This window comes from Bartonella sp. AA16NXGY (genome assembly GCF_042197325.1).
Taxonomy (GTDB): domain Bacteria; phylum Pseudomonadota; class Alphaproteobacteria; order Rhizobiales; family Rhizobiaceae; genus Bartonella.
In genome coordinates, this window is the sequence record NZ_JBHIRR010000005.1 from 43295 (window position 1) to 55661 (window position 12367).

Here is a 12367-nt window from a genome sequence, read left to right on the forward strand (position 1 = left end):
AAAGAAAGCGTTGTGTTTTCTCTGGGTTTAGCAATATCTGTAAATCAAATCGCAATTATTACTACTCCACCATTATTTGGATTAATCCAAGATTTTACAGACACTTATTTACTAACATGGCTGATTTTAATTATTGTTTTTTCACTTTTTTAATAAAAAAGTAGGGAAATATAATTGGGGGAAATTATAATGATAAATGGAAAATACTTTTTAGTTGAGCAATGTCGAAAGAGACAAACTTTGAGAGGCTTTAGACCATGTTATTTATGATCCATACGGTGGTATTGAATATTCGGTTGAGTTAAAAAAATAGCATTTTCGCTGCTACCACATAGAATATTGACAATTCTTATGAACCAAAAGGTGTCTATTACCCCTAGACCATATTTAATCTTTGAAAACCTTCCTGTTGATAGACAAATTAATATGTCACCTAATCCTTACAATTTAGATGCGTCTTGTAAAAGTGGCTATATTAGCGAAAATTTAATTATGATGTTTTCTTTATTGATCGGAGAGCCTTATTCAATTAAGTTTGAAGGCGAACATATAGTAAATAACCTAGTTCTTTTAGAGGATAATAAAAAAGATTATACAGGATTAGGATCTGAAGTTGAGTTAGATTTTCATATGAAAATGCTGCACTAAAATTTATAACGGATTTAAATTTATCTCCTAAAGGGGATACTTTTATCTGGTGTTCGCAATGGTGTTGATGGTCCGTTAACGATGATGCACGTCTAGCTTTAAAACTTTTAAGTGAGGAGGATTTGAGGAGCTTCAGGGATAATTTATATATAATTAATGTTCCCTATAGATGGAGAAAAAATGGGGTAACTTCTACAAGTAAAGTGCCCCTCGTTCAAGGGGACGGTGAATTCCCAGATATCAGCGCTGTTTTTTATCCAGGCATGTTAGAGCCACAGTCAAAAAAAGCCAAGGAAGCTTTAGATCATTTTTATGAAGCTATTAAGGCTATATCTTTTGGAATTGATGTACAACCAGGAAGATTATTATACATTGATAATAGAATGGCCCTACACTCTAGAGATAAATTTTTTGGATCATTTGATAGTTATGAAAATCCAATGCGATGGATTCAAAGAGTGTTTGTGTCTGCAGATTTATGGAATCATAGATATATAGAACAAATAAAAGAAAGAATATTTAATTTTCAATGTTAATATCCTGATAATGATATGATGTTGAGTATTATTCTGGTTTATATATTGACGATACATCTCATATGTATAGGTTTCTCCCGCATAATCATACCTGATTATAAGCTATGGTGACCTATTGGTTTTCTATGGCTGCATTTGATTTTTGTTATTTTTTCCCTTCCTTTCAAACCGCTAGGGGGATTTTCCTATCAAGCCCCTGAAAGAGCTATTTGGAGTAATTTCATAATGCAAAACCAAAACATAGTAACAAACTTTTCTATTGTTTTCATAGGCATAATGGCTTGCATGGTTGCACCCTTCAAGCAGTGTGGCTTTTTTTCTTGCACGATGAAATCATTCATATATGAGACAACATAATTAATTTATAACAGATAATTCAATGTATTATCTAAAAAATGCAACGAAATAGCTATTAATGTGAACATATGAATTAAAAAAACAAACATCGCGTACAAATAAATTCAAACATAATTGTGCACACGACTTATAACATTTTTTAGATGAACAAATAATAATACACCCCATGTCTTTAAACAAAGAATGAAAATCATAAAATGAGCTCTAAGGATAATAGAAACTCTCCACAAAGAAGAGACAGAGATGAAGACTCCAAAGACTTCATCATCACCATCCTTCACCATTTTGTTAACATATTCATTTTATACAAGAATCTTTCCCTCGGAAGAAATAGCATTTGCAATAGCTTCTTCGCTTGCCTCATCGGGTAATAACATCTCATTATGAGCACATCCCGATGGGATCATAGGAAAACAGTTTTCTAAATGATAAACACGACAATCAAAAAGAACAGGCTTATCACAGTCAATCATCTGCTGAATTTTATCATCAAGTTCATCGGGTTTTGAACAATGAATTCCCACGGCTCCATAAGCTTGTGCCAATTTCACAAAGTCAGGCATAGATTCCGTATAAGAATGAGAAAGACGATTACCATGCAGCAATTGCTGCCACTGGCGGACCATTCCCATATACTGATTATTTAAAATGAAAATTTTCACCGGTGTGTCATGCTGAATAGCTGTTGCAAGCTCTTGAATATTCATCTGAATGGAGGCATCACCAGAAATACACACAACAAGCGCATCAGGATGCGCTATTTGAACACCTATAGCAGCAGGTAAACCATACCCCATCGTTCCAAGACCACCAGAAGTCATCCAATGTTTTGGTTCATCAAAATGATAATACTGCGCTGCCCACATCTGATGCTGCCCGACATCCGTTGTAATATAAGCATTCGCATCTTTGGTAAAAGCATACAGCCGTTCAAGAGCATATTGCGGCATAATGACATCTTTTTTCTCCGCATATGCCAATGAATTACGAGCCTTCCAACGGTTAATTTGCGTCCACCACGCCTCACGGACTTCACTGTTAAACGCTGGTTGCTGTATCTTTAAGAGTTGCGTCATATCTCCTAAAACACAAGCCACATCACCAATAATTGGAACTTCTGCTTTTACAATTTTATTGATAGAAGAAGGGTCAATATCAATATGAATAATACGCGCATGAGGTGCAAATGCATCAAGGCGCCCGGTGATACGATCATCAAATCGTGCTCCAACAGCTAACATGACATCACAATCATGCATGGCCATATTAGCCTCATAGGTTCCATGCATTCCAAGCATTCCAAGCCAATTTTTACCGGAAGCAGGATAAGCACCAAGTCCCATTAATGTTGAAGTAATCGGAAAATCCCCCAATTGAACCAAATTACGTAAAAGCTGTATAGCTTTCATCCCCGATGAAATAACACCACCACCAGAATAAATAATAGGGCGTTTTGCCTCAACTAAAAGAGAAACGGCAGATTCAATAGCCTTAGTATTCCCTTTCAACGATGGAAAAGAATGTAAAGACTCCTGAACTTGAGGTGCTCTATAAAATCCTGAAGCAAATTGAACATCCTTAGGAATATCAATCAAAACCGGCCCAGGACGACCTGATTGAGCAAGAAAAAAAGCTTCATGAATAATAGCCGCAAGATCATTGACATTTTTAACCAGCCAATTACGCTTCGTACAAGGCTTTGTAATTCCAACTGTATCAGCCTCTTGAAAAGCATTTGTTCCAATCACCGTTGTTGACACCTGCCCAGAAAAACAAATAAGAGGTATCGAATCCATAAGAGCATCTTGCAAAGGTGTAACAGCATTCGTTGCCCCTGGACCAGAAGTCACAAGCATAACCCCTACCTTCCCTGTGCTGCGTGCATAGCCTTCAGCTGCATGCCCTGCGGCTTGTTCATGGCGCACCAAAATATGCTGGAGTGTATCTTGGTGATAAAGAACATCAAAAATAGGCAAAACAGCCCCACCAGGATAACCAAAAATATGTTCAACGCCTTGATCTATAAGAGCTTGAACCACTATTTCAGCGCCCGACATTATTTTTCCATCTGCACTCTCTTGCTTTCTTGGATCATTTCTCATTTTTCCCACTCACCTACTTTATAGGACAATAAAAAAGCCCCTAACGGAGCCCATAAAAAAAGCCCCCAAAGGAGCCCATTACACAACACATACTGTATGATTACCCCCATTATTCCAACGTATAAAATATATAAAAAATTCCTTGTAGAGAGATTTCTAATTCCATTGATACCATTCGTCAATAAAAAATTATATTTTCTAAAAAATTTCTTTTTCACGAATTATCTTTTATCTTTCGATAAGTTTCTTTGCAAAGCTCTAACTCTTTTATCAAAAAGTAAGCATCCATTCTTCATCAAATTGATTACGAAACCATGTCATTTGTCTTTTTGCATATCTCCTCGTTTGTATTTTCACCGCTTCAAGAGCACTCTCAAAGCTTCTATATCCATCCAAATAAGCCATAAACTCAGGTATACCAATAGCCTTCATTGCTGGTAATGAAGGGGAAAGTTTAAGTTTTTTCATAGCCACCACTTCTTCTAAAGCTCCTCTTTCAATCATAGAATCCAAGCGTTTATGAATACGTTCATAAAGCAGAGGACGTGGTGGCATGAGAAGAATTTTTTCGGTCAAATTTGGCGCAATGAGAGGTGTTGTTTTTTGTTTCTGCCACCAACTGAGCGACTTACCGGTTGCATCATAAACTTCCAAAGCACGTACAATACGCTGTCTATCGTGCGAAGAAATTTTTTCAGCAACAACAGCATCAATCTGCAACAACTGGCGATAAAGACTTTCAGGTCCCTCTTTATCAAGCAGCAAACGCCACTTCTGCCGCACAACATCTGGAACATGAGGGACTTCCGAAATCCCCTCTAAAAGAGCACGAAAATAAAGTCCTGTTCCACCAACAAAAATAACTGATCTTAAAGAAAAAGTAGCCAATAGCTTCTCGACATCACACAACCATTGCCCTACTGAATAGTTCAAAGTAGGACTCACATGACCATAAAGATAATGGGGAACAATCGCGGTGTCAGCCTCCCTCGGCCGTGCCGTTAAAATATTTAAAACATCATAAACCTGCATTGAATCAGTATTAATAATGAGAGCATTTTTTTCTTGAGCCATTTGCAAGGCAAGTTCTGACTTCCCACTTGCCGTTGGCCCTGCTATTAATGTAACTGTTCTCTGTGTCATGAATAGCAATTTCTCCCAATCAATAACTTATTGCAACATGCAGACACCCCCAAAGCCTTCCTGTATTTTCTCTCCATTATCATAGAGTAAATACTTCAAACAAAAATACGAACACAAATTCCCCTTAAGACAAAGCCCCTTATGAAACTTATAAAAAAGAAAAAATGGACTTAATAACAACACCAAAGGAATTTCCAAGCATTTTTTGCTATCATAATTCAATAACAAACCACAGCTATAATAATTCTGTCCGTTAAGGCCATTAAAAATATACTCTTTGTCATCATTTATGAAAATAATACTAAGTTTAATCTATACAATCAAATAGCTTTATTTTTTCCTATAAAAATAGCATGCTACGCCGGTTTATAATAAGAGCCTCATAAAGTATCATATCAATACCATTTACTTGCGCATCACAAGCAGAGATAAAAATGGACTTAAGAAAGGTGTACCAATATCTCTTATGCAGCATTTCAAAGTCTAGGCTGTTACAATATTGAGAACTGAAAAATACTATGATGACACCAATTTATACTTTGATATTCAGCATAAAGATATAATAATTTCCAATGGATTTTATATTGCACACCCCATACTCTCTATCGTGAAATGAGCTTGAGAAATATTGGACATCACATGGCTGACTTGCAAAATATCCCACACACTAAGGCTGATAAAAAACAAAAAATAATTTTTTAAGGATCAATCCATTAGGAGCGTTACGAACCGTAACTCTCCATCTGGACGCGCTACAATAAATAGAGCATTTTTGCGTCCAGCTTCACGTAATTTATGAATACGTTTTTTAGCCTCATCAATTGTTGTGATAGAACTCTGATTGATATCAACAATCACTTCACCAACGCGAATACGCTTTTTATCCGCGGCACTATTTTGTGCAACAGATGTCACCACTAGTCCTCGAAGTTTATCTGAAATTGAATAACGATGACGCAAATCCTCTGTCAGTTCAGATAACGTCATTCCCATAAATTGCATTGTCACGTTTTTCGACAGATCTTGATTTTTTTTATCATCAACTTCTTCTGTATCTTCATTTGGATCTGTTTCAATCAAACGTCCAAGCTTAACTTTTACTGTTGCTTCTTGCCCATTGCGTAAAATAGTAACGTCCACCACTTTTCCTTCTGAACTTTCTGCAACTAAACGCGGCAAATCACGTGCATGCTTAATTTTGGAATTACCAAAGGAAAGAATAACATCTCCAGTTTGTAACTGGCTATTATCTACATTATTTTCTTCCGTCTGTTCTATTTTACCAGCCACCAATGCTCCCACAGCATTGTCCAATTTTAAACTTTTTGCAATATCCTCTGTTACCGGCTGAATACGAATAGCCAACCAACCACGCCTTATTTCTCCAAAATCACGCAATTGATTGATAACAGAAAGAGCCATATCCGATGGAATAGCAAATCCAATACCGATAGATCCTCCCGAAGGTGAAACAATTGCTGTATTAATGCCAATGACTTCACCATTTCTATCAAATAACGGCCCACCAGAATTTCCCCGATTAATTGCTGCATCTGTTTGAATAAAATTATCATAGGGACCAGCATTAAGATCACGGTTACGTGCAGAAATAATACCAACCGTCACACTTCCACCAAAACCATAAGGATTACCAATAGCCATAACCCAGTCACCAATACGTGCTTTTTCTGAGTCACCAAAACGCACAGCTTTTAATTTTTTACTTCCTGCATCGACTTGAAGCAACGCCAAATCAGTTTTGCTATCCTTTCCAAGAAGCTTTGCCTTTAGTTTTGTACCATCCGTAAAATTAACTTCAATATCATCAGCATCTACAATAACATGATAATTTGTAACAATAATCCCTTTTTGCGCATCAATCACAAAACCAGAGCCTAAAGAACGCACCTTTTGAAATTGACTATCTTTTTGACCATCCTTGGGTGTAAAAAAATCACTGAAATATTCCTCCAGCAATGAATCTTTTGGGATAACGGGTACCGAGGTGTTTGCATCCTGTTCTGTTCCTTCAACAGTCTGCGCCGTGGAAATATTCACAACTGTTTCCAAAAGCTCAGAAGCTAAATCAGGAATAGAAAGCAATGCCTTGCTTGTCTCGGCTCCCCAAGACAAACTCACTGATCCTGATAGAAACAAAGTCACACAAAAAACAACTCTTGTGATAAAAAACTTTAAAAACGTATTTTTACTCACGATACTTCTATCCATGACATGCCTTTAATCAAAGATGCAAAGAGCCCCACTAAATTTATCTACGTAAAACCAGCACGGCTCGATACTCTCTACCACTTTTACCATAAAAGAAAATGGTCACAGATCATTCTTTTCATGCAAAATCTCGTATCTGCAATCCATTATTTTATCTATTCTCTCCCGATTTTGGATCAGTTTTACTGAGGCCAGTATTCATTGTCGGTAAGAATGCTTTATTTGCCTGCGGCGGATTACGAAAATAGAAAAAGAAATCCTCATTTGGAGAAATCACCATCGGTGTTTTCTCTAAATTCTTGTATTGTTCCATCGCCAACCAAAAATCGTAAAAAGACGGATTAGCCTCCCTCGCATTCAATAGAAGACGAATACTTTCAGCTTGACCTTCACCACGGGTAATTTCAGCATCACGCTTTGCAGCTGCTACAATTTCTTCATATTCACGATTAGCTTCTGCCACAATACGATCTCGCTCCTGCTGACCACGAGCCCGGATATTTTCCGCAGCAGCTTCACGTTCAGCTGCCATTTGCCGATAGACATCTTCTGAAACAGCATCAGTCAAATCGGTTTTACGAATACGCACATCAACAATGGTAATACCCAACGAGCCTGCATCTACAGAAAATTGCTTCTGTACTTCAGCCATCATCGCGCCTCGTTCATCCGATAAGGCTGCTTTAAATTCTCGCTTACCATAAACAGCACGCAAAGCGTCAATAAACCGTGGTGCAAGGTTTTCACGTGCCGCAATTTGTGGACGCCCAGAAGCAATGCGCTGTAAAAACAACTTAGGATCTGTAATACGGTAAATAAAGAACGCATCCACCTCATAATACGCACCACCACGAACCTGTACAGATTGTGTAGGAACATCGTAACGCAATAACCGATTATCAACAATGATCATCTTATCGATAAAGGGCACCTTGAAATAGATTCCAGGATTAGATTCTACCTGAACAATTTGTCCAAAACGCTTAATTGCTACTTGTTGACGAGGATAGACGATAAATACGGACATCCACAAAATCATCAAAACAAACACTATAGCACTAAAAACAAACAAAAAGCGAGATTGCTGCATAATTAATCTCCTCCAGAAATACGAGAATCTAAGAGTAACGCAGGACGCGCTGCTGTTGCCTTTACTTTTTCCGATGACTTGCTACGCAACAATTCATTCAAAGGTAAATAAGGCACCGCTGGAGAATTTGCCTGATCAAGAACCAGCTTATTTGGTGAAGAAAGAATCCGCCCCATCGTCTCCATATAGAGACGGTAGCGAGCAGCTTCTGGTGAAATCGCAGCCTCTCGAGCTATCGCCTGAAAACGTTCAGCACGCCCTGTTGCCTCTTCAACCATTTGTGCCTTTTCACCTTTTGCGATTTCCCGTGTGCGTGAAGCTTCACCATTTGCTAAACCAATTTTCGTAAAACGCACACGATTCCCCTCTTCAATCATTCTTCCACGTTCCTGCTCCGCCTGCTGAACAGAATTAAACGCAGCAGCAACCTTTGTCGGAGGAGCAGCTTCACTGATAGAAACACGGCTTATTTCGACACCAAGTTGATATTTATCCACAGTCAACTGGATAATCTTTCTAACGTCATTAGCAACTTCTTCTTTCTTGTCACGTAAAACATCATCAACCGGCCGCGAACCAATGACCTCACGCATTGCACTCTCAGCAACTTGGCGGACAGTTCCCTCTTGATCATTCACATTGAATAAAAACTGACTAGGGTATGAAATCCGATAATAAACGGAAAAATTAACATTAACGATATTTTGATCACTCGAAAGCATTAAACCATCACTTTGTTGCGCCTGACCGGGCTTCCCACCAATCGCGATTGTTTTTTCCGTTAAAGGTACTTTCATATAGGTCTCAATTGGCCAAAAATGAAAATGCAACCCATCACCAATAATGCCTTCTTTAGGGATGCCAAAGCGCAACTCTACCGCTTGTTCATTTTGCTGAACAATATAAATTGACTGGTATAGCCAAAAAAACACAATAAGCAGAAGGAATAAAACAGAAAAACTGCTTCTCCCGAATTGTTTAAACTGATCCTGCCCTTTGCGCAAAATTTCATTAAGATTAGGACCATTTTCGCCACCAGAACCAAAGAGATTCTTAGCTGGTGTCTTTTTGTCACCACTGTTTTTATCGCCACTCCACGGGCCACCACCATTTTGATTTGTCCAGGGCATTATCACCTCTTTAACTGATTACCACTACTCGAACACCAACCATTTGCTTGATCTTATAGGGTGTCTCTTACCTCATTACAATACAACTGATAAACCCTTTCACTTCATATTACAAAAAATTATTTCCGCTCATAAACAACAAAACGTGTCGGATGACTATCTTTATCCCCTTTTGGAATATCTTGTGTTTGCACAATAGTCCACTTTTCTTTATCAAAAACAGGAAAAAAACTATCACCTTCTATAGAAGCTAAAACTTCTGTAAGGAATATTTTATCAGCCATATGCAACCCTTGTTGAAAAATTTCACCCCCACCAATAATAAAAATTTCCTCTACATCATTTTGAGAAGCAACATTTGTTGCAAGAGAACAAGCTTGCGATAAAGAGTGAGCAACATCAGCCCCTTCAGCACAAAAGGTACAATCACGCGTAATGACGATATTTGTACGCCCTGGTAAAGGTCTCCCAATAGAATCCCAAGTTTTTCTTCCCATAATAATGGGCTTACGCAACGTCAAAGCTTTAAAGCGTTGCAAATCCGTCGATAAATGCCACGGCATGGCACCTTCACGACCGATAACACCATTTTCTGCAACAGCAGCAATTAAACAAATGGAAATCGTCATATTGCTACCGGCGCTTTAATATGAGGTTGTGCTTCATAATTAAGCAACTCAAAATCCTCAAATTGAAAAGAAAAAAGATCTGTTACCGCTGGGTTTATGCGCATACATGGCAAAGCATTTGGTATACGAGACAATTGATATTTTGCCTGTTCAAAATGATTAGAATAAAGATGAGCATCTCCCAGAGTATGAATAAAATCGCCTACTTTAAGACCGCTTACTTGCGCAATCATCATCGTTAGCAATGCGTAGGATGCAATATTGAATGGAACACCTAAGAAAATATCCGCCGAACGCTGATAAAGTTGACAAGATAATTTCCCCTCCGCAATGTAAAATTGAAAAAGACAATGACACGGAGGCAACGCCATTTCCTCTATTAATGCAGGATTCCAAGCTGATACAATCAAGCGACGAGAATCTGGCGTCTCCTTAATCATCGTTAAAAGATTGTTAATTTGATCAATATGGCGTCCATCAGGAGCGGGCCAAGAACGCCACTGATAACCATAAACAGGACCAAGATTTCCCTTTTCATCAGCCCACTCGTCCCAAATTGACACACCATGCTCTTTCAACCAAGCGATATTTGTATCGCCTTTAAGAAACCACAAAAGTTCATAAATAATTGAACGTAAGTGTAGTTTCTTTGTTGTCAACAACGGAAATCCTGCTTGTAAATCAAAACGCATCTGATACCCAAAGATAGATCGCGTTCCAACACCCGTTCGATCTGTCCGATCAATACCCTGATTTAAAACATGAGATAAAAGAGCAAGATATGATTTCATGAGGGTATTATGTCCGATTCTTCTTATTATAGAAAATAAAAACTGTAAAATCCGTACAAACATAATTCAAATCTTTTTCCAAAAACATCTTACACAAGAAATTATCATGATCTAACTAAATTTTTGATGCAAAAGATAAAATACTATAGACAGCTTCTAAAAAAATGACATAAATGAACAAAGATGGATGAACATCAAATAAAGGGATCGACTATGGAAAAACAAGAAGCTTTAAAACCACATGATACAAGAAAACGTATCTGGGCTATCGTGTCCAGTGCATCAGGTAATCTAGTAGAATGGTATGACTTTTATGTTTATTCCTTTACATCTATTTATTTTGCATCACAATTCTTTCCCTCAGATGGCAATGACGTTACGCAACTTTTAAAAGCGGCGGGTGTTTTTGCTATTGGTTTTCTTATGCGCCCAATCGGCGGATGGCTTTTTGGCTTCATTGCCGATCGTTACGGACGCAAACGCTCAATGCTTATCTCTGTTTTTATGATGTGTGGTGGTTCGTTCTTAATCGCCCTACTTCCTACCTATGAAACCATTGGAATGGCAGCAGGAATTCTTTTACTTTTACTCAGAATGCTTCAGGGGCTTTCTGTCGGTGGTGAATATGGTACAACAGCAACTTATATGAGCGAAATCGCCCTCAAAAATCGCCGCGGATTTTTTAGCTCTTTCCAATATACCACACTGATTGGTGGTCAACTTCTAGCCAGTCTCGTTATATTCATTTTAGCGCTTTATCTCACCGAAGATCAGCTAAAAGCGTGGGGCTGGCGTATTCCATTTGCCATTGGTGGATGCGGCGCAATTGTTGCGATTTATCTACGCCGCACACTCCATGAGACAACGACCAAAGAAAGTCGTTCTAGTGCACAAGCTGGTAGTATTAGGGGACTTCTGAGCAACCACCGAAAAGCTTTCTTTCTGGTTATTGGCTTTACAGCTGGAGGATCGCTCACATTCTACACCTATACGACTTACATGCAGAAATATCTGATCACAACCACTGGCTTTGATAAACATACAGCCACAACAATCATGACAGCTGCACTCTTTGTTTTCATGTTACTCCAACCCCTCTTTGGTGCTCTTGCAGATAAAATTGGAACAAGAACTTCACTCCTTATTTGGAGTGTCTTATCTATTATCTTTACCATTCCTGGACTTAATATGATTGGTAGTACTGATAGTACATGGATTGCTTTATCAGTCATTACTGGAATGCTCTGCATTATGAGCTTTTATACATCTATCTCTGGCATTGTAAAATCAGAAATGTTTCCTGCTTCAGTACGAGCAATAGGAGTTGGGCTCTCTTATGCTATTGCCAACGCACTGTTTGGCGGTTCTGCTGAATATGTCGCACTTGGATTAAAAGATCTTGGATATGAATCTGTCTTCTATTTTTATATAACCGGCATGATGATTATTGCATTCATTGCTGTTCTCTTAATGCCAGATGCTCGCAAAAAAGGGTATTTACAAGGAGACGATATTCATTAACCTTTAATGTTAACAAACAAGGATTTTAACAAAAAAGCCCAGAGTACTGGGCTTTTTTTTATATTCTTTCCGATAGAAGTTTAAAGCTCACAATTTTTTATCCCTTCAAACACTCTAAAGAAGCAATGTTCCCTCCTGCACACGCCGCTTATAAAAATAAATGGCTTCATATTATTATGTAATAAATACTT

10 protein-coding genes are annotated in these 12367 nt (G+C 38.1%); 3 read left to right on the forward strand and 7 right to left on the reverse strand.

All coding sequences use genetic code 11. The features are described 5' to 3' along the window. The first annotated feature begins 351 nt into the window (after window positions 1-351). On the forward strand, window positions 352-648 hold the full coding sequence (locus ACFINK_RS04330) for a hypothetical protein (protein ID WP_375638324.1): 297 nt from the start codon (window positions 352-354) through the stop codon (window positions 646-648). Window positions 649-770: 122 nt separating this feature from the next. After that, window positions 771-1184 (forward strand): TauD/TfdA family dioxygenase, encoded by a 414-nt coding sequence (locus tag ACFINK_RS04335; protein WP_375628865.1) that lies wholly within the window; start codon window positions 771-773, stop codon window positions 1182-1184. A 659-nt stretch (window positions 1185-1843) separates the two neighbouring features. Here the strand turns inward: ACFINK_RS04335 and ACFINK_RS04340 are convergent. The 7 genes from ACFINK_RS04340 to ACFINK_RS04370 form a co-directional block, all read right to left on the reverse strand. Further along, window positions 1844-3643, reverse strand: a complete 1800-nt coding sequence (locus ACFINK_RS04340) for an acetolactate synthase 3 large subunit (RefSeq protein WP_375613385.1) — start codon at window positions 3641-3643, stop codon at window positions 1844-1846. Between the two features lie 270 nt (window positions 3644-3913). Next, window positions 3914-4786 (reverse strand): tRNA (adenosine(37)-N6)-dimethylallyltransferase MiaA, encoded by an 873-nt coding sequence (gene miaA / locus ACFINK_RS04345; protein ID WP_375613384.1) that lies wholly within the window; start codon window positions 4784-4786, stop codon window positions 3914-3916. Window positions 4787-5491: 705 nt separating this feature from the next. Then, window positions 5492-7015, reverse strand: a complete 1524-nt coding sequence (locus ACFINK_RS04350; RefSeq protein ID WP_375638325.1) for a Do family serine endopeptidase — start codon at window positions 7013-7015, stop codon at window positions 5492-5494. 151 nt (window positions 7016-7166) lie between these two features. Further along, window positions 7167-8105, reverse strand: coding sequence for a protease modulator HflC (gene hflC, locus ACFINK_RS04355; RefSeq protein ID WP_375638326.1), 939 nt, complete (start codon window positions 8103-8105; stop codon window positions 7167-7169). A gap of 2 nt (window positions 8106-8107) precedes the next feature. After that, window positions 8108-9235: an FtsH protease activity modulator HflK gene (hflK, locus tag ACFINK_RS04360; protein ID WP_375613382.1), complete on the reverse strand. Its 1128-nt coding sequence runs from the start codon at window positions 9233-9235 to the stop codon at window positions 8108-8110. 119 nt (window positions 9236-9354) lie between these two features. Next, window positions 9355-9864: a dihydrofolate reductase gene (locus tag ACFINK_RS04365; protein ID WP_375628859.1), complete on the reverse strand. Its 510-nt coding sequence runs from the start codon at window positions 9862-9864 to the stop codon at window positions 9355-9357. Next, complete coding sequence (locus ACFINK_RS04370; RefSeq protein ID WP_273722957.1) at window positions 9861-10655, reverse strand: thymidylate synthase; 795 nt, start codon at window positions 10653-10655, stop codon at window positions 9861-9863. Before ACFINK_RS04370 ends, ACFINK_RS04365 begins: the two co-directional genes overlap by 4 nt. Before the next feature lie 213 nt (window positions 10656-10868). Between ACFINK_RS04370 and ACFINK_RS04375 the strand changes: the two genes are divergently transcribed. After that, the gene (locus ACFINK_RS04375; protein ID WP_375612016.1) at window positions 10869-12176 is read left to right on the forward strand and encodes an MFS family transporter; all 1308 of its coding nucleotides are present in this window, start codon (window positions 10869-10871) and stop codon (window positions 12174-12176) included. Window positions 12177-12367: the final 191 nt, after the last annotated feature.

Coding starts and splice junctions, on each gene's coding strand:
- ACFINK_RS04330 (WP_375638324.1), top strand. CDS start 352: ATGAACCAAAAGGTGTCTATTACCCCTAGACCATATTTAATCTTTGAA.
- ACFINK_RS04375 (WP_375612016.1), top strand. CDS start 10,869: ATGGAAAAACAAGAAGCTTTAAAACCACATGATACAAGAAAACGTATC.
- ACFINK_RS04370 (WP_273722957.1), bottom strand. CDS start 10,655: ATGAAATCATATCTTGCTCTTTTATCTCATGTTTTAAATCAGGGTATT.
- ACFINK_RS04365 (WP_375628859.1), bottom strand. CDS start 9,864: ATGACGATTTCCATTTGTTTAATTGCTGCTGTTGCAGAAAATGGTGTT.
- hflC (WP_375638326.1), bottom strand. CDS start 8,105: ATGCAGCAATCTCGCTTTTTGTTTGTTTTTAGTGCTATAGTGTTTGTT.
- miaA (WP_375613384.1), bottom strand. CDS start 4,786: ATGACACAGAGAACAGTTACATTAATAGCAGGGCCAACGGCAAGTGGG.
- ACFINK_RS04350 (WP_375638325.1), bottom strand. CDS start 7,015: ATGGATAGAAGTATCGTGAGTAAAAATACGTTTTTAAAGTTTTTTATC.
- hflK (WP_375613382.1), bottom strand. CDS start 9,235: ATGCCCTGGACAAATCAAAATGGTGGTGGCCCGTGGAGTGGCGATAAA.
- ACFINK_RS04340 (WP_375613385.1), bottom strand. CDS start 3,643: ATGAGAAATGATCCAAGAAAGCAAGAGAGTGCAGATGGAAAAATAATG.